Raw genomic sequence first — 18,934 nt, forward strand, 5'->3', positions numbered from 1 at the left:
TCTGGACACCATTTCTGGGAAAAGTGTGAGCGCTTTCCCCGGCCAAAGCGCGTTAGCGCTTACCCAGGGAAGTGCGTCAAAAATCAAAGAGAGAGCGCAGGTTCAGCCGCCCAATGCCTCGCACACCAGGCGCGCGGTGACTGCAAGTCGACCGCGACGCCGGGCGACCGCTCGTGGAATTCCATTCCCCCTCTCGCCAGTTGATTGGCACGATCTACCTTCTTTCTGCCTGCAAACGGCTGGAAAAGAAGCTACGCTGCCGCCCAGAGCCGGATGATTTCAGGTCGGATCGACCTAAATCTGAATCCGGCTCTAAATCAAATATAGAGCATGATGTCGTCCGAAAACCGCTCGAGGCGGTCGCTTGGATCAGGGAGCTAAGAGATGAGCGAGCACAGGAAAGCTGCGCCAGGCAGTTCGGACGGCGCGTTATCCCGCCTGCGTCCGCCCTACGCATCGGTGCTCGACCTCATCGGCCAGACGCCGGTGGTCGAGCTGACCAAGTTCGACACCGGAAAATGCCGGCTGTTCATCAAGCTCGAAAGTCAGAATCCCGGCGGCTCGATCAAGGACCGCATCGCGCTGTCGATGATCGCGGCGGCTGAGAAACAGGGCAAGCTAAAGCGCGGAGGCACCATCGTCGAGGCGACCGCCGGCAACACCGGCCTCGGCCTCGCCCAGGTCGGCATCCCCAAGGGCTACCGCATCATCCTCGTCGTGCCCGACAAGATGTCGCGCGAAAAGATCCAGCATCTGCGCGCGCTCGGCGCCGAAGTGCGCATGACGCGCTCCGATGTCGGCAAGGGTCATCCCGAATATTACCAGGACATGGCCGAGAAGATCGCGGCCGAAACCCCGGGCGCCTTCTATGCCAACCAGTTCGCCAACCCGGCCAATCCTAAGGCGCATGAGACCACCACCGGCCCGGAGATCTTTTCGCAGCTCGAGGGCGATGTCGACGCCGTGGTGGTCGGCGTCGGCTCCGGCGGCACGCTGACCGGGCTTGGCCGCTACTTCGCGAAAGTCTCGCCGAAGACCGAGATGGTGTTGGCCGACCCGGTCGGATCGGTGCTGGCGCCGCTGATCAAGACCGGCAAGATGGAGGAGGCCGGCAGCTGGACCGTCGAAGGCATAGGCGAGGACTTCGTGCCGCCCAACGCCGACCTGTCGCTGGTCAGGAAGGCCTACTCCATTCCCGACAAGCAGAGCATGCTGGCCGTGCGCGATCTCTTGTCCAAGGAAGGCATTCTCGCCGGCTCGTCCTCGGGCACGCTGCTGTCGGCAGCCCTGCGCTATTGCCGCGAGCAGACGACAGCAAAACGCGTCGTCACCTTCGTCTGCGACAGCGGCAACAAATATCTGTCGAAGGTCTTCGACGATTTCTGGCTGGCCGAACAGGGTCTCGCCGAGCAGGAGCAGCATGGCGATCTGCGCGACCTCGTCATGCGCTCCCACCGCACCGGCGACACTGTCTATGTCGGCCCCGACGAAAGCCTGCTCAACGCCTATGGCCGCATGCGCCGCTCCGACGTCTCGCAGCTGCCGGTGCTGGACAACGGCAAGCTCGTCGGCATCGTCGACGAAAGCGACATCCTGGCCAAGGTCGACGGCCCCTATGACGGCCGCTGGGATCGTTTCAACGCCCCGGTGCGCGCCGCCATGACCTCCAATCTGCACACGCTGCAGGCCAATCAGACACTGGATGCGCTGCTGCCGGTGTTCGACCGTAACGAGGTCGCCATCATCTTCGATGGCGACGAGTTCGTCGGCCTGATAACCCGTATCGACCTGATCAATCATTTGAGGCGCGCACGATGAATGCAAACACCCCGACGGGCAAGAACCGCCTGGCGTTTTCGACCCGCACCATCCATGGCGGCCAGAGCCACGACCCGCTGACCGGCGCCGTGATGGTGCCGATCTACGCGACGTCGACCTATGGCCAGCAGTCGCCCGGCGTGCACAAGGGTTTTGAATATGCCCGCAGCCAGAACCCGACGCGCTTCGCCTTCGAGCGCGGGGTCGCCGATCTCGAAAGCGGCACCAATGCCTTCGCTTTCGCGTCCGGGCTGGCAGCGATCTCGACCGTGCTGGAACTGCTCGACAGCGGCGCCCATATCGTCGCCACCGACGACATCTATGGCGGCTCGTTCCGGCTGATGGAGCGGGTGCGCAAGCGCTCGGCCAATCTGCAGGTGAGCTTCGTCGACTTCACCGACCTCGCCGCCGTCGAAGCCGCGATCCGCCCGGAGACAAAGCTGCTCTGGGTCGAGACCCCCACCAATCCGCTGCTACGCATCGTCGATCTCGAAAGCGTCGCAGCACTGGCCAAGCGCAAGGGCGTTCTGACGGTCGCCGACAACACCTTCTGCAGCCCCTATATCCAGCGGCCGCTGGAACTCGGCATCGACATCGTCGTCCACTCGACGACAAAATATCTCAACGGCCATTCCGACATGGTCGGCGGCGTCGCGGTCGTCGGCGACAACAAGGATCTCGCCGCCCAGCTGAAATTCCTGCAAAACGCCATCGGCGCCATCTCCGGCCCGTTCGACAGTTTTCTGGCGCTGCGCGGCATCAAGACGCTGGCGCTCAGGATGGAGCGGCACTCGGCCAACGGCCTTAAGATCGCCAAGTGGCTGGAAGCCCGCAAGGACGTCCGCCGCGTCGTCTACCCCGGCCTGCCCAGCCATCCTCAGCACGCCATCGCCAAAAAGCAGATGCACACCTTCGGCGGGATGATTTCGGTTGACCTCGACCGGGACCTCGCCGGCACCAAGCGCTTCCTCGAACGCACGCAATTGTTCACCCTGGCCGAAAGCCTCGGCGGCGTCGAAAGCCTGATCGAGCACCCGGCTCTGATGACGCACGGCTCGATCCCGGCCGAAAAGCGGGCAGCGATCGGCATTTCGGATTCGCTGGTGCGGCTGTCCGCCGGCATCGAGGATGGCGATGATCTGATCGCGGATCTGGATCAGGCGCTAAGCGCTTAGGCAGCTGTCTGCTTGGTAGCGAAGAACCCGTTGAAGCTGTTGTTTAGTCGTCGTCTGCGGCTAGGCGCAAATCCGCCAGTGAGATCATCAGCGTCATCGGGCCAAGCGGCGAGGGATTGAAGCCGAGCTTTGTGTAAAAGGCCCGCGCATCCTCGGAAATCGCGTGGACCAGGATGCCTCGTATACCAAGGGTGTCTGCTGCATTCATCACCCGGCGCGCAGCGTCCTGCATGAGCGCCATGCCCAACCCCTGACGCTGATGGGAGGCATCGATGGCAAGGCGAGCAAGAATGGCGACAGGGATCGGGTCCGGCATGTTGCGCCTGAAACGACCAGACGCATAGCTGGCGGCAACGCCGCCCGACGCCAGTGCATAGTAGGCAACAACCCTTTTGCCGTCTCGGCAGGCGACGAACGTACGTGTCGCGCCGCTGTCCTGATTGGCCAGCGCTCGGCGTTTCAGCCAGTCGTCCAGGACCGGCACACCGGACGAAAACGAGGACAGGTCATGGGTGCGGTCCAGGGGCTCTGGCGGTCGCAGCGTCATTTACAGCGTCGCGCATTCCTTGGATGTTCGAAAATCCATCCGGCTCATTCGCCCGTCTCCCATGGCAGGCGAGCGTTCATCAGCTTGGACAAGCGCTTATCAGGCTTGGCCGGCGCATCGAGCAAAGCGAGGAATTCCGCATAGGCTTCCGGCGAGACCTTGATGAGAGTGCGGTCGAGCAGCGTATCCTCGGCCATGCGCCGTGCTGCATCGAGGATGAAATCCGTTCGCGTTTTTCCGAGCGCGCGCGCAGCCTCGTCGATCAGGCCCCGCTCTTCGGGCTTGATGCGAATGTTCAGCGTGCTTCGCTTGGAAGCTTCGGTTGGAGATTCGTGCTTCATCGTTTCAGCATAGCAGATCGTAATGACATTGTCATTATCGCCTGAGCTACGCTCCCCCGTTAACAAACCCGGAAGCCTTTGCTTAACCCTTCGCCGCTATCTCCCGCAGGGGGAGGCATGGCAAGAGTGAGTGTGATGGACAACAGCCCGGAAAAGCGCAGCGAATGGCGCGCCATTTTTTATGTGCAGGCCCGCGTGGCCATCCTGTTTGTCCCGGTCGTCGCCAGCCTTCTGGTCATCGCCGCACTTGCCGGCAACGACCGCCATCCCGACGCCATCGACCGCACCGTCACGGGCTCCGTGCGATAGGCGCGTTCATAGCCCGGACAGCCATAGACTTCTCGTGAGATGGACCCGGCGGTGTGTGCTAGGCTATTTATCGCCTTCGGACGTTGCCAGATCCCCAATTGAGGTTCGTCATGAACGAAGCCGACTATGCGCTTGGCTATGCGGAGGCGGAATTGCGCCGCCTGACGACGCAAGCCCAACTGATCGATCCGATAACGCGACGGTTCCTTGAGGCTGCCGGAATAGGAAAGGGAATGCGCGTTCTCGACATCGGCAGCGGGGCGGGCGATGTCGCATTTCTCTGTCGGGAAATGGTAGGGACGACCGGAGAGGTCGTCGGCACCGATGTTTCGGTTTCCTCCGTCGAACGGGCTGCGTTACGGGCCAAGGAGGCCAATACAAGCCGGGTCTCATTCAGGCATGGCGATGCGGCCGAATTGGATTTTGAACAGCCGTTCGACGCTGTGGTCGGCCGTTATGTTCTCCAGTTCATGCCTGATCCGGCACGTTCACTCCGGCGCATCGTGCGCCACTTGCGACCCGGGGGGATCGTCGCATTCCACGAACTGGATTGGGATGGTGCCCGATCGTCTCCATCGTCGCCGACCTACGATCGAGTTTGCAACTGGCTCAGCCGGACAATCGAAGCAGCAGGCGCCCAAGCACGCCTTGGCACACGTCTCGCGTCAGTGTTCGAGGATGCTGGGTTGCCTGCACCGAACCTGAGACTGGAGGCAGTCATCGGTTCTGGGCCACGAGCACTGGAGGTCGCGCATCTCGTGACTGATCTGGTTGAGACGCAATTGCCAACCATGGAAAGGCTCGGAATTGCCACATCCTCCGAAATCGGCCATCCGACGCTACTAGACCGCATTCTTTCCGAGGCTGGTCGGAGCGGCACATTGATGGGCCGATCCGAGGTGGGGGCTTGGACCACCAAACCGGATTAGTCCGAGCGAGCCTCGACAGGCGCGGTGCGACGATGCACCTCGGCGCCGCCTCAGAAAAACTTCGGGATCGGTCCGTTCTGCGGCGTCACGTCGCCTTCGAGGTCGATGAACACCTCGTCGACAAAGCACCAGGCCCAGCCTTCCGGCGGATCGTAGCCTTCGATGACGGGATGCTTGGTGGCATGAAAGTGCTTGGTGGCGTGGCGGTTGGGCGAGTCGTCGCAGCAGCCGACATGGCCGCAGGTGCGGCAGAGCCTGAGATGCACCCACATCGAGCCGCTCTTCAGGCATTCTTCGCAGCCGAGCGCGCTCGGCGTCACCTTCTTGATGCCTGCCGTGTGTCTGCATTCATCCATCATGCTCTCCTGGCCAGTTCGGGCGCTGCTGCGTTGGTTCGCGCGAGATAGGCATGCAAGGCCGCCACCACCTGGGCGCCTTCGCCAACGGCGGCCGCCACCCGCTTGACCGAGCCGGAGCGCACATCGCCGATGGCAAAGACCCCGCTGCGGCTGGTCTCCATCTGGTCCGCCGCTATCTCAGCGCCGGTGCGCACGAAACCCTTGGCGTCGAGCGCGACATTGCAGTGCGCCAGCCAGTCGGTGTTGGGGTCGGCGCCGATGAACAGGAAGAGATGCTGGATCGGGCGGGTCTCGACATCGCCGGTCGCCTGGTTGCGCCAGCTGACCGCGGTGAGATTGCCGCCTTCGCCTTCCAGCGCCTCGATCTCGGTCTCGCCCAGCACCTCGATGTTGGGCTGCGCCTCGATGCGCTCGACCAGATAGCGCGACATCGTTTCCCTGAGGCCGCCGCGGCGCGCCAGCATCGTCACCTTGCGCACCTGGCTGGCGAGATAGACAGCCGCCTGGCCCGCCGAATTGCCGGCGCCGACCAGCGCCACCTCTTGGCCCGCGCACAGCCGCGCCTCGATCGGCGAGGCCCAGTAATGCACCGAGGTGCCCTCGAATTCGGCCAGATTGGCGATGTCGAGCCGGCGGTAGCGCGCGCCGCTGGCGATCACCACGGTGCGCGCGCGCAGGCTTTCGCCGTCGCCGACGGCGAGCGTGTAGCCCTCGCTCGCTGCGCCGAGCAGCTTCGCCTCGTCGGGGATGACGATTTCGACCCCGAACTTCTGCGCCTGGTTGTAGGCGCGCGCCATCAGCGCCATGCCGGTGATCCCCGTGGGGAAACCGAGATAGTTCTCGATGCGCGCGGAGGCGCCCGCCTGGCCGCCGAAGGCGCGGCAATCGAGCACGATGGTCGACAGGCCTTCGGACGCCGCATAGACCGCGGCCGCCAGCCCCGCCGGACCGGCGCCGACGATGGCGACATCATAGATCTTGTCGGGGTCGATCGGCCGCAGCAGGCCGATGCAGCGGGCGAGTTCGGTGTCGCCGGGATTGTGCATCAGCTTGCCGTTGGGGCACAGCACGATCGGCAGATGGTGCGGGTCGACATGAAAATGCCCGATCAGCGTCTTGGCGCACGGGTCGGTGTCGGAGTCCAACGCCCGGTGCGGCTGCCCGCTGCGGCGCAGAAACCCCTGCAGCCGCAGCGTATCGCCATTGCCGGCCGGGCCGATGACGATCGGCCCGCTGCTGCCGCTTTCAAGAAGCCCGACGCGGCGCAGGATCAGTGCCCGCATGATCCGCTCGCCGAGATAGGCCTCCTGCACCATCAGGTCGCGCAGCCGCTGCGAGGGAATGACGAAGGCCTCGACCGGCTCTTTCGCTTCGGCATTGACCAGCGACGGCCGGCTCGAAAGCTGCGCCAGTTCTCCGATGAAGTTGCCGGGACCATGGGTGACGATGGTCTCGCGCCGGCCAGGCCCCACATCCTGGGTGATGTCGACCGCGCCCGACAGGATGACGATCAGCCCCGGCGCCACAGTGCCGGCGGTGACGATATGCTTGCCGGCGGCATAGGAAGTGGCCTCGCCGAACCGGCGCATGCGCTCGATATCGGCGTCGCCCAGGATGGGAAACATCTGGTCGCGGCGCGTGACTGTGATCGGCTGTGCGGGTGGGGCCATGGTTGGGAGCGTAGCGTCATGAGCGCCGGGTTTGAAGCAGTTTGTTGGCAGCCTGACCGGAAGGGCAGGTTTGGCCCCGCGACTTCGTCTGCAGGAGGAGCAACGCTCCTTCTGAGGCCAACTAGACCGGCCACCTAGGCAGTGTGAGCAGGTGAGGCGTCTACGACAAGCTCGTCAACTTTCTGGGCGTGCTCGGCAGCTATGTTGACCAAAGCGGCAGCTGTTTCCTGGGGTGTCCACCCTTGAGCCAATGCCGCCGCCACCAGCTCGCCAAATGCCGCCTCCAATGCGACTTCACAATTGATCTCCCGATCTTGGCTGGTCTCGGACAGGAGCGGTGCTTGCACGGATTGCGTCATAACTTTGCACCTCAAATCCCGGCCTTACCGGAGTCCAAAAAAGCTCAGTATGGCGATGACGATAACAACAGCCCCAACGGCCCATATGATCCTGTTCACGACGGCTCTCCCTGTTCACACCAAAACCTAAGTCGCAGGCAAGCCCCGGCTTCAAACCGCGATCTCAAACAACAGTCAGACGTGCTCCGTGTTCCCAAAAAGTCCTGCCCATAGGACCATTGCTCGTTTTATCGGACTTACGTCCTATGCAGGCGAAACACGCTCTGGGCCGCCGAACGAGGCTCGGAATGTCTGGTGACCAGCAATTGCGAGTGGCGCCTGCTTCCTTGGCTGACCGGACACGGGAGACCCGAGCGTCTCGGAGCCGCTCCGGTTCGGACTGAAGTCTTAACACTTTACGACTGAATACCCTGAGCAGGAACAAAGGCTTACAGCCGCCGTTGCCTCTGGAGATGCCTCAGGGAGGAAGACATGGCTGACGGACCAACTGTTGTGAATGCAGGAGGGGGCGCAGGAACGGCGATAGCGATTGTTGTCGCAATCGTCGCAATCCTTGCCCTGCTTTTCGTCACCGGCGTGATCAATCTCAATGGCGGTGGTGGACAAGACATCAACGTGACAGTCGATGTGCCCAAGGTCGAGGCGCCAGCCCCTGCACCCAAGGTCGAGGCGCCCGCGCCGGCGGCTCCAGCCCCGGCTCCCGTCAACGGCGGTTGAGCCGATCGGCTGCGGCTCCAGCGCGGGAGGAGCGCTGGAGCCAGCTTTCACCAGGGAACAAGACAATGGATGATCCGCACAACAGCCTATTGGAGGCTCGGTGGCTTCTTGCCGTGCCGGTGTCGGTGATCTTTGCGGTCTTGTTGGCCGGCTTGATACTGACCTGAAACAACTTTTCAACGCGGATTGGCGCCAAGCTTGTGGATTCTCACGGCCTGGCTTTTTCAACCGACCTGAAGATGTGCGCCAAGTCTGATCGAAAACAGCGCTCGGTGGCGAGCTCGATTCGGTGCTCTATCGCGTCGGCAATGACGGTAGGAGCCATGGGTTGGACCGCAACGCCTGGGATGGCTCTGTTGAAGCGGCTTATTGCGGAATGGCCGGAAGGGGAGGTTGATGGCGGCTCCGCGAATTCGGCGTCCCAGACCCAAAAAGGGCACATCGCACTCTTCTCCCTTCCATCGATGAATGTCTCGTGCTCCTCGGTGATCCGAAAAACTGACGTCATCAGCTTACAAATCAGTAAGGCGACGACCACAATTTCGGGAGGATTCAAGCCTAATTGCGCCAAGATTCCCCAGCTATTCAGTACTGCGAGGCTGCTTCAACATCAGGCGAAACAAATGACAGAAACTAGATCGGGCTATTCAACTTTTCAAATTTCACTTCACTGGATGATAGCAGCTCTTGTGTTGTTTCAGCTGCTCTTTGGGGAGAGCATGACGACCGTTGTTGATGCTGCCGAAAGCAAGACTGCGCTCTCTCCAGCAGACCAGGCGATGGGTTCTGCACATTATTGGGTAGGGCTGTCGATCCTGGCTCTGGTCATAATCAGACTTGTGGTGCGCTTGGCATCAGGCGCGCCCAAGCCTGCTGAAAGAGGCCCGACTTGGATGCAGCTTGCGGCGCGTGCCTCGCATAGCCTGTTCTATCTGCTGCTCCTGGCGACCCCGATCCTTGGGCTCCTCGCCTTCTATGTCGGCGACCCATGGGGCGATATCCATTCACTCAACAAGCCGGTGTTTATCGTGCTCATTTCGATGCATGCTTTGGCGGCAATTTTTCACCAGTTTTGGCTTCGCGATGGCACGCTAAAGCGAATGCTGGCTCCCGCAAAATCAGGTTGATCGCGCTCAACGCAACTGGGCTGGCACTCAGGCAGCATTCAAAGCTCGTTGCTGCAAGGCAAACAGCGCGCCGACCAGTGCGGCGTTTATCAGGGCGAGCCCGAGCAGTACGGTCAGCAATCCGCGCTCACCGGTATGTTGCAGGAGCAGCGCGCCGACGGAGGGCGCCGCGGCTTGAGCGATCAAACTCGGCATGGCGAGCCGACCCATCAGCTTCGCATAGCCGGTGGCGCCAAACAGGGCGAGCGGCAACGTGCCGCGCGCGATCGATTCCAGGCCGATGCCAGCGCCGTAGAACACCAGGGCGACCGGCAGTACCGGCAGCCCGGTCCAGAGTGTCGCCACACCGATGATCACAAACGTCACCGAGGCAAGTTTGGTCCAGATCGGATGGTGATAGCGCGCGATGGCCATCTCGATGGCGCGGGCGCCGACCTGGGAAGGACCGACCAGCGCGCCGAGGCCAACCGCCGCGCCGAGCGCCAGGCCGGTGGATTGCAGCACGGTCAGCAGATGCACCGACAAGGTCGACGATATGACCGCCGACAGCGTGATGCTTGCCGCGAGCGTGGCCATCAGCGGCAGGCTGCGCGGCGCCAGGCCCGTTTCCGGCGCGACAGTCGTCTGCGCAGACGCTTCGGCGGGAACGCCGCGCGGCAGGATGAGCAGATAGGCCGGCAATGCCACCACAAGCTGGAGTGCCGCATAAGCCAGGCACACGCCGCGCCAGCCGAACGCATCGAGCAGAAACGCCGAAATCGGCCAGCACACCGTGCTGGCGAAACCGCCAAACAGCGTCAGGCTGGTGATGGTCGAACGGGCATTGCGCCCATACAGCCGTCCGAGCGTGCTGAAGGCGGCGTCATAAAGGCCGGCGCCCATGCCGAAACCCATGATCAGCCAGCCGGCGACGAAGACGGCCAGCGTCGGCGACGCGGCAAGAACGAGCTGGCCAATGCCCAGGCAAACGGCGCTGAAGGCGAGGGTCATGCGGCCACCGTGGCGTTCGATCGCGGCACCGACATGCGGCGATATCAGGCCCGCGACAAGCAGCCCGAGCGACAGGCTACCGATCACCCAGGGAAAGGGCCAGCCGGTCTGAGCCGACACGGCAGGGCCAATGACGGCCGGCAGATAGTAGGAGGAGCCCCATGCCATGATTTGCGTGAGGCCGAGGGTTGTGACGATGACCGGACGACTTGGGATTGTAGCCACTCAGGCATGCTCCCGAGAAGCGAGTGGAGCGGCTATCGTCGGTGCCTTCACGAGCCCGTCAAAGCCCGCTATTTCTGAGCACTCAAGAGGAAGGACCTGATGCGCATCGCGGTGTTTGATGAGAATGAGGCAAGGCTTCATGTGCAGGCCCTGGTCGAGATGCTGACCCAGAGCGTCGAAGACGGCGCGCTCGTTGGCTTCGTGCTTCCTTTCGACGAGCCTCACGCGCTGACACACTGGGAGGGTGTTTTTCGTTCGGTGAGTGAAGGCGAACGGCTTCTCATCTGCGCCGATATCGACGGCCGTGTCGTCGGCACGGTTCAACTTTATCTTTCGCCGGAGCCGAACGCACCACACCGGGCCGAGGTTTACAAACTCCTCGTTCATCGCGACTTCCAGCGGCAAGGCATCGGTCTCGCTCTCATGCAGGCTGTCGAGCGTGAGGCTATGAGCAGAAAACGGTCTTTGCTCCTCCTCGATACGGTCGAGGGCGGGGCCAGCGAGCGACTCTACAGGCGGCTCGACTGGCATGAGGTCGGCTCTGTCCCACATCACTTTGTCGATCCGCATGGCCAGCCGAAAGTCTCCATCTATTTCATGAAGCATCTGCCGCTTTAGGCCGCGCATGCCGGCCGTCGATGGTGGCAGCGGGCTCACGCGGCAACGCCGCAACCGCACCCACCCTTGCCGACAGCTTTCGCCTCGGCATCGGCGACGCAGCAGGCATCCGCCTCCTTTGCTGCCGGGCCGCCGCAACAGCCTTTTGAGGCATCGCCAAGTAAAGAAGACGGCACCGTACAGACACCGGTTTCCGGCAGCACCAGTTGCACTGCGTCGGCGGAAACCATGTCGCCGGCAAGCGCGGCGGCGACAGAGCGGACCTGCTCATAACCCGTCAGCAGCAGGAAGGTTGGCGCCCTGCCATAGCTCTTGATGCCGACAGTGTAGAAGTCGGGCTCGGGATGGCTGAGCTCACGGTGGCCATGCGGCGGCACATCACCGCAAGAATGCTCGTTGGGATCGATGAGTGGCCCCAGTGCCTTGACGCCTTCAAGCCACGGATCGAGGTCGAGGCGAAGCTCCCTGGTCAGCGAGAGATCGGGCCGCTGCCCGGTTGCGGCGATGATGCGGTCGACAGGGCCGACCTGGCGTAAACCGCCTGCGGTCTCGCCTTCGACGATCAGACGATTTTCTTGCGCTCGGATGGCGACGGTCGCAAATCCTGTTACCAGCGAGACGCGGCCGCTTTCCGGCAGTTCGCGAACATCGGCACCAAGCTCGCCGCGCGCCGGCAAAGCATCGGCATCGCCGCCGCCATAGATGCGTACGAGGTCGGTGCCGCGCGTCACCCAGATGGACGCGGTGCCGGGCTCGGCATCGGCCAGTCTGGCAAGGTCGAGCAACGCATTGGCGGCCGAGTGCCCCGAACCGGCAACCAGCGTCGTGCGGCCGGCATAAAGAGCGCGGTCACGGCCGAGAATATCGGGGATGCCATAGGCGATACGGTCGGCATTCTCTGCCTCGCCCTCGGCCGCGATTCCGCCCGCGCCGAGCGGATTGGGCATCTGCCAGGTGCCGGAGGCATCGATGACTGCGCGGGCGCTGTCTCGCCTTGTGCCATTGGCCGTTTCGACCACCAGCATGAAGGGCCGCGTGCCGCGTGCGTTGCTCAGCACCTTGTCGGCGCCCCAGCGCGAGATACCAACGACGCGAGCGCCGGTTTCGATCACCGGCGCCAGTTCCGGCAGCCCGGCAAGCGGTTCCAGGTAATGCTCGACAAGCTCGCCGGCGGTGGGGAATGCCTCGGACTCCGGCATGTGCCAGCCATGGGCCTCGAGCAATTTTCTCGCCGCGTGATCGATGCAATAGCGCCAGGGCGTGAACACCCTGACATGGGCCCAATCCCGCAGGTTGGACGCAACGCCGCTGCCGGACTCATAGACCTTCACCGGCAGGCCCTGTTCCAACAGATGGACCGCCGCCGCCAACCCGACCGGACCGGCGCCGACGACGGCAATGGGTAGATCGCCTTGCGGGGTCATTTCTATACCTTCCATCATTCCGGGATTATCGAAATAACAAGCAAAAAAATTACGCGGCCACTTCTCCGGTGGCGGGAGTGCAGGCGGCATCGGCACAGCATTCGTCGGCGAGGAAACCGATCAGATCCTGCATGATGGGATAGTTGGCGCGGCAGATCAGCGTCGTCGCCTGCCGCTCCTGAGTTACCAGGCCAGTGAGGATCAACCGGTGCAGGTGATGCGACAAGGTCGAGGCAGCGATGCCGAGACTCTCCTGCAAATAACCGACCGGCCTGCCGGCTGCACCGGCCCTGACCAGCGTGCGATAGAGGTTCAGCCGCGTCGGGTTGCCGAGCGCTTCAAGCTGTTTTGCTGCTTGTTCGAGTTTCATCGAAATACAATACGCCAGTGACCGACGTCGTCAAGCGTTATTTCGACTGCCATCGAAATAACATGCAGCTCAGATGACGCGCTTGCCCTCGGCATCGATGACGACCTCACCATCCTCCTTTGTGAAGGCGCCGATCTGCGGATTTGGAAGGATGTCGAGAACGGCTTCCGACGGCCGCGCCAGCACGACGCCGAGCGGTGTCACCACGATCGGCCGGTTGATCAGGATCGGATGCGCCAGCATGAAATCGAGGATCTCGCCGTCGCTCCATTTGGGATCGCCGAGGTTGAGCTCGGCATAGGGGGTACCCTTCTCGCGCAGCAAGTTGCGCGGTGTCATCCCCATCGCCGCAATCAGCTCGACGAGCCTTTCGCGAGACGGCGGCGTCTTAAGATACTCGATCACTTCCAGCTCCTCGCCGGACAGGCGGATGATCGCCAGCGTGTTGCGTGAGGTGCCGCAATCGGGATTGTGATAGATGGTGATGGTCATTGCGCAGCTTTCATCTCTGGCTCGGGTTTGGGTACTGAAAGCAGCCAGCCGGCCAGTGCCATGGCGAGTAGCGCGCCAAGCAGTTCGGCGACGATGAAGGCCGGGACATCGAGCGGCCGGATGCCAGCAAATGTATTCGATAAGGCACGCGCGATGGCGACGGCCGGATTGGCAAACGAGGTCGAGGCGGTGAACCAATAGGCCGATGTGATGTAGAGCCCGACCAGCCACGGAATGGCGTCGCTGCGAAAACGCAGGCCGGCAAGAATAGTGAAGACAAGGCCAAAGGCAGCCACCAGCTCCGCGATCCACTGGCCGCTTCCGGCCCTGACGGTCTGGGAGATTTGCAGGATCGGCAGGTCGAACATGGCGTGCGCCAGGAATGTACCTGCGATGCCGCCCGTGATTTGGGCGATGACGTAAGCGATAGCCGCCTTTGTCTGGATTTCCCGTCGCAAGGCAAAGACCAGCGTCACCGCCGGATTGAAATGCGCCCCGGAAATCGGCCCAAGAATGGTGATCAGCACCACCAGCATAGCGCCCGTCGGGATCGTGTTGCCGAGCAGCGAAAGTGCCACGTCGTCGGTCAAGCGATCGGCCATGATGCCCGAACCGACAACCGCGGCAACCAGCATGGCGATGCCGAGCGCTTCGGCGACAAGGCGTCGTGACAAATCAGTGGCCATGCTGTTCAGCCTGCATTGGGGTGATTGCGACCGATCTCGTCCAGGCGCTTCTGCAAGGCAAGCTTGTCGACCGTATTCATCGGCAGGCTTACGAAGATTGAAATCCTGTTGTTGAGCATGCGGTAGGCATCGGCGAATGCCAGGTGCTTTTCAGCATCCGTGCCCTCGACGGCTGCGGGATCGGGCACTCCCCAATGCGCCGTCATCGGCTGACCGGGCCATACAGGACAGGATTCATTGGCTGCGTTGTCGCAGACAGTGAAAACGAAATTCATCTCCGGTGCGCCCGGCACCGCAAATTCCTCCCGGTCCTTCGAACGGGCAAAGGAAGTATCGTGGTTGAGGGTCTTCAGAAGCTGCAGCGTATAGGGATGGACCGCACCCTTTGGATGGGAGCCGGCGGAAAAGGCCTTGAACCTGCCGGCGCCGACACGGTTCAGGATCGCCTCCGCGAGGATCGACCGCGCCGAATTACCGGTGCACAGAAACAACACGTTGTAAATCGGATCTCTCATTGCTTCCTCCCCTGCCATTTGCCGGCCTAACACTTGCAAGTCACCGCCTGGATTACCGGCTGGCAAAGCTCCGGGGCACCGTTGCAGCAATCCTCCATGAGGTAAGCCAGCAAGTCGCGAAAACCGGTCATGTCGGCGACATAGCGAATGGTGCGCCCCTCGCGCTCGGCGCGGACCAGCCCGGCATGGCCAAGTATCTTCAGATGCGCCGACATGGTGTTCTGGACGATGCTTAGGCGCGATGCGACCTCGCCGGCGGGCACGCCTTCAGCGCCGGCCCGAACCAGCAGCCGGAAAACCTCCAGCCTTGTATCCTGGCCAAGCGCCGCAAGCGCAAGAAGGGCGGTCTCTTTGTCCACGTATCCATAAATCCAGATTTATCGTCCTATAGCCACGGCGTGTGACATTTAGATGACATTCAGCAAATCGGATCGATCGTTGGCGAGACAGCGCTTGGCGAGGACAGACTACATCTGCGGCGGCAACTGACCTTCGAGGTCAGCGATGGCGTGCGGCCGATGCAGCTCTCCTGCCGGAAATTGTCGCCGACGCCGTGCATGTCGAGCTGTCGCCCCGGCCGGCAAGCTGCAAGCCGCGCGACCGCGGGCTCGAGGAGCAACAGAAGATCAGCGCGTCATGCTGCGGACCGGCAAGCGACGATACGCTCGCCGGCGGCATTAAGAACTCACCTCGCTGAACCGGCGTATGCGCTCGATACCGGCGTCGCCCTGGATGGGAAACATCTTGTCGCGGCGGGTGGCGGTCGTATATTGGTCGATTGAGCCATGGTTTCGACCGTACCGCCCCGGTCGTGCACTTTGGAGGGATTTCTGGATCCCTTCAGGAATGAGCCTGATCGATGACGCGACCGACAGCGCAGGCCACGATCTCCGCCCAATACTATCCTGTCACGCCAAACGCCTGGGCTGCAGCGGAGGATACGTCGGAATCCCCCAAGGCAGATCCTGGAGATAAGCCATCCGTCACATCTTTATAGAGCGCTATTGGATGCGGGTGCCCCACCAGATACCCCTGTATCTCGGGACATCCTTCCTTCATCAGGAAAACACGCTCGTCTTCTGTTTCAACGCCCTCTGCGATGACAGGCAAGGCCAGTGCATTCCCCAGACTGAGTATCGTGCGTACGATGGCGGCTGACTGGACATTCGAACCGACAGCCGTAACAAAACTGCGATCGATCTTGATCTTGTCGAATGGAAACGCCTGTAGCGAGGAAAGCGAGGCATATCCGGTTCCAAAATCATCCATGGAGATCCTGACGCCCAACGCCTTCAGTCTCCGCAAAACCGACAATGCAGTTGCCCGGTCGCGGATCAGAACCCCTTCCGTAATTTCCAGTTCCAGCCGTCCCGGCGCTAGGCCGGTCTCGTAGAGGATAGAATGAACGAGGCCGACCAGATCCCCGAAACGGAACTGCACAGGGGAAAGATTGACGGCGACCTGCAGGGGCGAGGCCCAGGAGGCGGCCTCCTCGCATGCCTGCCTGAGCGCCCATTCGCCTATTTCGACGATCGTGCCATCCTGTTCGGCAAGTGGGACAAACGCGGCCGGCGAGACGAGCCCGTGTTTTGGATGGTGCCAGCGGGCGAGTGCCTCAAAACCAAAGATTTCGCCGTCTATCCGGGCCTGCGGCTGGTAGTGGAGCACAAGTTCGCCATGTGCGATTGCCGAGCGCAAATCTTGCTGCAAGGCGTAGCGTTCTCTTAGTCGCCGATCCATTTCAGGATCGAAAAATTGCAGCATTCGACGGCCGTCCGCCTTGGCTCGGTAGAGCGCGGCGTCGGCATTTGCCATCAGCGATGCGGCACTCTCTCCATCCCTCGGATAGATCGCCGCGCCGATGCTCAGCCCGATTGAAATGTGCTGGCCCCGGATTTCGAATTCGCCTGCCGCCGAATCGAACAGACGGTCGGCGACTTCCTTGGCTCCGGCGGGTCGTTCATCCAAGGCCAGGACAAGAGTGAATTCGTCGCCGCCCATGCGGGCGATAAAGGCCTCCGGCGCCTGCGCTTGCAGACGCCGGGCGATGGTGCACAGGAGATCGTCGCCGGCGGCGTGCCCAAAAACGTCGTTGGTCTCTTTGAAATGATCAAGGTCAATGCTGAACACGGCAAAGCTGGCATGCTTTGCTCTCGCCCGCTCGAGCGCCGTGGCTAGGTGCGCTGCAAGCGCAGTTCGGTTCGCCAGACCGGTAAGCGGATCGTGGTGCGCGAGATGCGCGATTTCCTCGTGCCGTGCCATGAGTTCGGTGCGCGCTACGTTCATATTCTCGCGCGCGTCGTCCAGGCCGTGGGCGGCTTCCCTCACCTTATCCTGGAGCAGGTTGAAGCTTTCGGCCATCTCTCCAAGCTCGTCGCGAGAGTTTACCGTCACCGGCATGATGTTCACGGAGGCATGCGCTGCAGCAAGGTCTCCACGCCCCAGAGCAGCCATGGCGAGAGAGAAGTCCTTCAGCGTTCCGGATGTCAGACGCTTCGCTGCGTTGCTCACCTCGGTTGCCGAATGGGTGATCATTCCCGGCAAAATCAGGCCGACACTGATGGTCAGCAACGCGACAACGACAAAAATGTCCTCCAGGGCGGCGATCAATGGAGCATCGACGTTGGGAACGCTGCCGATCGCCAGGAAATAGCCGGCACCGTCGAGCACCAGCACAAATAGCATGGCTCCGGTAAGCTTCAGGTGAAGCGTATGTGGCAGCAAGGGCAGACCCAGCGCGTGGCGATCCTCCATGGCGCGCCAGGCGTAAAGCGCAGCACCCGAATAGGCCAACGCCAGACCGAACAGGACGGTAGGAAGCCCAAACTGCTGGAAGCCCAGTATGGCGGTCAACAGCCATATTGCCGCCGCGCCCACGCCAAGGGCGATCGTTCCTCTGGGAGCTCGGAAAGGCCGCGCGGCATCGGGATGGTCACGGCGCAAGAGCCAGACTGCGATGTTCGGCATGCAGATGCTGATCAGGTACGTAAAATTGGCTGCAGCGATCATCCAGAGCGGGTACCCGCACAGCATGAAACCGATTGCCGCGGCAGCTGTGAGCAGCGTTGCCGCCCATGGACAATCCGTCGAGGTGCGGCTGGCCAGGAAGCGCGGCAGGAGGCCATCTTCGCTCAGCTGCGCAAGGGTCCGCGCGGCGCCTGCCAATGGCTGCAACGTTCCATGGAACATGTTGAACATGATGAACCAGATGGCGGCGGCTTTGCCGAAACCGCCCAACAGGGGCGCAAACGTCGGTCCGAGGGCCATGGCGAGGTCCGTGCCGAGTGGTTCTGGTCCAAGCACGCCCAGCCAAACGACCGGCAGGACAAGGAAATAGATGCCGGCCATTCCCGCGCTGGCCCACATCGCCCGAGGAATGTTGCGGTTGGGATCGATGGTTTCGCCAACATGGCAGGCTGCGGCTTCAAATGCCGGCGCGGCAAATCCGATCAGGTACAGCCCCGCCATCACTGAAGTGATGTCGCCAAAAAGGCCGGCAAACGGGCTGGTCAGCGTAAAATCCGTCGCCTGCCGCCAGTCGACCTCGCCACTGATGACCGGGACAAGGGATGACAGAAACGCAAGCATCGCGGAGGCTGTGGCGATCGGTATCGCCAGTCTGACCACCCACTTGATTCCACACAAATTGACCGCCGTAAAGAATGCGATGAGCGCGCAGGCGACCGCCTCCACGGGGAGGCCCGGCAAGTACCATTGCTGGATTGCAGACGCTGAAAGAACCGCTGTCAGTCCGCAGGTCGGAACCCAGCCCCACCAATAGCAAGTGCCCGTCAAGGCCGAGAGAACGGGACTGTAGGGTCGGAAAGCTTCCGCGCACGCTGCAGAGATACCGCCGACGCGGTTTGGCCACATGAGAACCAGTTCGGTCCACGCCGGCGCGGCGGCCCAGCTAAGAAGCAGACCAATAACGAGCAACGGTACTGCGGCGCTTCCTTGACCGGGAATATTCCCCTGGCCGACAAAAAGAGCGGCGATCAGAAAGAGGCTTTGATTGCTGCCACCCATGGCGAGCGCTGTCGTGCCCATCCATCCCAGGGTTCTCGGGTGCGGTCGAGAAGGAGTGACGTCGCGCATTCTGAGACATCCATTCCAGTGCGGAGCGCTGTCAGACTCGCGATCATGTGTAGGGGTGTTTCTGTCTAACGCAGCGCTCTCGAAGTCAAAGATGAACCTAGGTGAGACATATTAAGACTTCGTACCAAGGCCGATCCGCTCGATAATCACTGTCGATTGGCGGGTGCA

Annotated in this window: 20 protein-coding genes and 1 pseudogene; 8 read left to right on the top strand and 13 right to left on the bottom strand. The window is 62.0% G+C overall.

Annotated features, from left to right (window positions below):
* The first annotated feature begins 384 nt into the window (after positions 1 to 384).
* Positions 385 to 1,818, top strand: a complete 1,434-nt coding sequence (locus AC1D1N_RS03925) for a pyridoxal-phosphate dependent enzyme (RefSeq protein WP_436262191.1) — start codon at positions 385 to 387, stop codon at positions 1,816 to 1,818.
* Positions 1,815 to 2,993, top strand: a complete 1,179-nt coding sequence (locus tag AC1D1N_RS03930) for a cystathionine gamma-synthase (protein WP_477346725.1) — start codon at positions 1,815 to 1,817, stop codon at positions 2,991 to 2,993. Before AC1D1N_RS03925 ends, AC1D1N_RS03930 begins: the two co-directional genes overlap by 4 nt.
* 43 nt (positions 2,994 to 3,036) lie before the next feature.
* Here AC1D1N_RS03930 and AC1D1N_RS03935 read toward each other — a convergent pair whose 3' ends face one another.
* Positions 3,037 to 3,540: a GNAT family N-acetyltransferase gene (locus AC1D1N_RS03935; RefSeq protein ID WP_477346727.1), complete on the bottom strand. Its 504-nt coding sequence runs from the start codon at positions 3,538 to 3,540 to the stop codon at positions 3,037 to 3,039.
* A 44-nt stretch (positions 3,541 to 3,584) separates the two neighbouring features.
* Positions 3,585 to 3,881, bottom strand: a complete 297-nt coding sequence (locus AC1D1N_RS03940) for a type II toxin-antitoxin system TacA family antitoxin (protein WP_352557893.1) — start codon at positions 3,879 to 3,881, stop codon at positions 3,585 to 3,587.
* Between the two features lie 117 nt (positions 3,882 to 3,998).
* On the opposite strand from AC1D1N_RS03940, the gene AC1D1N_RS03945 reads away from it, so the two are divergent.
* Both AC1D1N_RS03945 and AC1D1N_RS03950 read left to right on the top strand, forming a co-directional pair.
* On the top strand, positions 3,999 to 4,190 hold the full coding sequence (locus AC1D1N_RS03945) for a hypothetical protein (RefSeq protein ID WP_477346729.1): 192 nt from the start codon (positions 3,999 to 4,001) through the stop codon (positions 4,188 to 4,190).
* Positions 4,191 to 4,300: 110 nt separating this feature from the next.
* A complete protein-coding gene (locus tag AC1D1N_RS03950; protein ID WP_477346731.1) occupies positions 4,301 to 5,119 on the top strand; it encodes a class I SAM-dependent methyltransferase in 819 nt (272 codons plus the stop codon).
* A gap of 50 nt (positions 5,120 to 5,169) precedes the next feature.
* On the opposite strand, the gene AC1D1N_RS03955 is transcribed toward AC1D1N_RS03950, so the two are convergent.
* From AC1D1N_RS03955 to AC1D1N_RS03965, 3 genes are all read right to left on the bottom strand, one after another.
* A complete protein-coding gene (locus tag AC1D1N_RS03955; RefSeq protein WP_477346733.1) occupies positions 5,170 to 5,478 on the bottom strand; it encodes a UBP-type zinc finger domain-containing protein in 309 nt (102 codons plus the stop codon).
* Positions 5,475 to 7,148 carry an FAD-dependent oxidoreductase gene (locus AC1D1N_RS03960; protein ID WP_477346734.1) on the bottom strand — a complete coding sequence of 558 codons (1,674 nt, stop codon included), beginning with the start codon at positions 7,146 to 7,148 and terminating at the stop codon, positions 5,475 to 5,477. Before AC1D1N_RS03960 ends, AC1D1N_RS03955 begins: the two co-directional genes overlap by 4 nt.
* A gap of 134 nt (positions 7,149 to 7,282) precedes the next feature.
* On the bottom strand, positions 7,283 to 7,507 hold the full coding sequence (locus tag AC1D1N_RS03965) for a hypothetical protein (RefSeq protein ID WP_477346736.1): 225 nt from the start codon (positions 7,505 to 7,507) through the stop codon (positions 7,283 to 7,285).
* 471 nt (positions 7,508 to 7,978) lie between these two features.
* On the opposite strand from AC1D1N_RS03965, the gene AC1D1N_RS03970 reads away from it, so the two are divergent.
* Together AC1D1N_RS03970 and AC1D1N_RS03975 are read left to right on the top strand one after the other, a co-directional pair.
* Positions 7,979 to 8,224, top strand: coding sequence for a hypothetical protein (locus AC1D1N_RS03970; RefSeq protein ID WP_477346738.1), 246 nt, complete (start codon positions 7,979 to 7,981; stop codon positions 8,222 to 8,224).
* A 356-nt stretch (positions 8,225 to 8,580) separates the two neighbouring features.
* A complete protein-coding gene (locus AC1D1N_RS03975; RefSeq protein ID WP_477346740.1) occupies positions 8,581 to 9,351 on the top strand; it encodes a cytochrome b in 771 nt (256 codons plus the stop codon).
* 27 nt (positions 9,352 to 9,378) lie between these two features.
* Here the strand turns inward: AC1D1N_RS03975 and AC1D1N_RS03980 are convergent, their stop codons facing one another.
* Positions 9,379 to 10,509, bottom strand: coding sequence for an MFS transporter (locus AC1D1N_RS03980; protein ID WP_477347371.1), 1,131 nt, complete (start codon positions 10,507 to 10,509; stop codon positions 9,379 to 9,381).
* Between the two features lie 156 nt (positions 10,510 to 10,665).
* On the opposite strand from AC1D1N_RS03980, the gene AC1D1N_RS03985 reads away from it, so the two are divergent.
* Positions 10,666 to 11,184 (top strand): N-acetyltransferase family protein, encoded by a 519-nt coding sequence (locus tag AC1D1N_RS03985; RefSeq protein ID WP_477346742.1) that lies wholly within the window; start codon positions 10,666 to 10,668, stop codon positions 11,182 to 11,184.
* A gap of 35 nt (positions 11,185 to 11,219) precedes the next feature.
* On the opposite strand, the gene AC1D1N_RS03990 is transcribed toward AC1D1N_RS03985, so the two are convergent.
* From AC1D1N_RS03990 to AC1D1N_RS04015, 6 genes are all read right to left on the bottom strand, one after another.
* Complete coding sequence (locus tag AC1D1N_RS03990; RefSeq protein ID WP_477346744.1) at positions 11,220 to 12,608, bottom strand: NAD(P)-binding protein; 1,389 nt, start codon at positions 12,606 to 12,608, stop codon at positions 11,220 to 11,222.
* Positions 12,609 to 12,657: 49 nt separating this feature from the next.
* Positions 12,658 to 12,978: an ArsR/SmtB family transcription factor gene (locus AC1D1N_RS03995; RefSeq protein WP_436262201.1), complete on the bottom strand. Its 321-nt coding sequence runs from the start codon at positions 12,976 to 12,978 to the stop codon at positions 12,658 to 12,660.
* Between the two features lie 69 nt (positions 12,979 to 13,047).
* Positions 13,048 to 13,470, bottom strand: a complete 423-nt coding sequence (arsC, locus tag AC1D1N_RS04000) for an arsenate reductase (glutaredoxin) (protein ID WP_477346745.1) — start codon at positions 13,468 to 13,470, stop codon at positions 13,048 to 13,050.
* Positions 13,467 to 14,156 (bottom strand): aquaporin, encoded by a 690-nt coding sequence (locus AC1D1N_RS04005; protein WP_477346747.1) that lies wholly within the window; start codon positions 14,154 to 14,156, stop codon positions 13,467 to 13,469. Before AC1D1N_RS04005 ends, arsC begins: the two co-directional genes overlap by 4 nt.
* A gap of 5 nt (positions 14,157 to 14,161) precedes the next feature.
* Positions 14,162 to 14,671 (bottom strand): arsenate reductase ArsC, encoded by a 510-nt coding sequence (locus tag AC1D1N_RS04010; protein ID WP_477346749.1) that lies wholly within the window; start codon positions 14,669 to 14,671, stop codon positions 14,162 to 14,164.
* A 26-nt stretch (positions 14,672 to 14,697) separates the two neighbouring features.
* On the bottom strand, positions 14,698 to 15,030 hold the full coding sequence (locus AC1D1N_RS04015; protein WP_112559132.1) for an ArsR/SmtB family transcription factor: 333 nt from the start codon (positions 15,028 to 15,030) through the stop codon (positions 14,698 to 14,700).
* Positions 15,031 to 15,153: 123 nt separating this feature from the next.
* Here AC1D1N_RS04015 and AC1D1N_RS04020 point away from each other — a divergent pair.
* A pseudogene (locus tag AC1D1N_RS04020) lies at positions 15,154 to 15,368 on the top strand (hypothetical protein); the annotation flags it as partial.
* 203 nt (positions 15,369 to 15,571) lie between these two features.
* On the opposite strand, the gene AC1D1N_RS04025 reads toward AC1D1N_RS04020, so the two are convergent.
* A complete protein-coding gene (locus AC1D1N_RS04025; RefSeq protein WP_477346751.1) occupies positions 15,572 to 18,766 on the bottom strand; it encodes an amino acid permease in 3,195 nt (1,064 codons plus the stop codon).
* Between the last annotated feature and the right edge of the window lie 168 nt (positions 18,767 to 18,934).

The sequence above is a fragment of the Mesorhizobium sp. P2_B5 genome (assembly GCF_056404775.1).

Coding starts and splice junctions, on each gene's coding strand:
- AC1D1N_RS03960 (WP_477346734.1), bottom strand. CDS start 7,148: ATGGCCCCACCCGCACAGCCGATCACAGTCACGCGCCGCGACCAGATG.
- AC1D1N_RS03940 (WP_352557893.1), bottom strand. CDS start 3,881: ATGAAGCACGAATCTCCAACCGAAGCTTCCAAGCGAAGCACGCTGAAC.
- AC1D1N_RS03970 (WP_477346738.1), top strand. CDS start 7,979: ATGGCTGACGGACCAACTGTTGTGAATGCAGGAGGGGGCGCAGGAACG.
- AC1D1N_RS03980 (WP_477347371.1), bottom strand. CDS start 10,509: ATGGCATGGGGCTCCTCCTACTATCTGCCGGCCGTCATTGGCCCTGCC.
- AC1D1N_RS03935 (WP_477346727.1), bottom strand. CDS start 3,540: ATGACGCTGCGACCGCCAGAGCCCCTGGACCGCACCCATGACCTGTCC.
- AC1D1N_RS03990 (WP_477346744.1), bottom strand. CDS start 12,608: ATGACCCCGCAAGGCGATCTACCCATTGCCGTCGTCGGCGCCGGTCCG.
- AC1D1N_RS03995 (WP_436262201.1), bottom strand. CDS start 12,978: ATGAAACTCGAACAAGCAGCAAAACAGCTTGAAGCGCTCGGCAACCCG.
- AC1D1N_RS03945 (WP_477346729.1), top strand. CDS start 3,999: ATGGCAAGAGTGAGTGTGATGGACAACAGCCCGGAAAAGCGCAGCGAA.
- AC1D1N_RS04025 (WP_477346751.1), bottom strand. CDS start 18,766: ATGCGCGACGTCACTCCTTCTCGACCGCACCCGAGAACCCTGGGATGG.
- AC1D1N_RS03925 (WP_436262191.1), top strand. CDS start 385: ATGAGCGAGCACAGGAAAGCTGCGCCAGGCAGTTCGGACGGCGCGTTA.
- AC1D1N_RS04010 (WP_477346749.1), bottom strand. CDS start 14,671: ATGAGAGATCCGATTTACAACGTGTTGTTTCTGTGCACCGGTAATTCG.
- AC1D1N_RS04005 (WP_477346747.1), bottom strand. CDS start 14,156: ATGGCCACTGATTTGTCACGACGCCTTGTCGCCGAAGCGCTCGGCATC.
- AC1D1N_RS03955 (WP_477346733.1), bottom strand. CDS start 5,478: ATGATGGATGAATGCAGACACACGGCAGGCATCAAGAAGGTGACGCCG.
- AC1D1N_RS03965 (WP_477346736.1), bottom strand. CDS start 7,507: ATGACGCAATCCGTGCAAGCACCGCTCCTGTCCGAGACCAGCCAAGAT.
- AC1D1N_RS03930 (WP_477346725.1), top strand. CDS start 1,815: ATGAATGCAAACACCCCGACGGGCAAGAACCGCCTGGCGTTTTCGACC.
- arsC (WP_477346745.1), bottom strand. CDS start 13,470: ATGACCATCACCATCTATCACAATCCCGATTGCGGCACCTCACGCAAC.
- AC1D1N_RS03985 (WP_477346742.1), top strand. CDS start 10,666: ATGCGCATCGCGGTGTTTGATGAGAATGAGGCAAGGCTTCATGTGCAG.
- AC1D1N_RS03950 (WP_477346731.1), top strand. CDS start 4,301: ATGAACGAAGCCGACTATGCGCTTGGCTATGCGGAGGCGGAATTGCGC.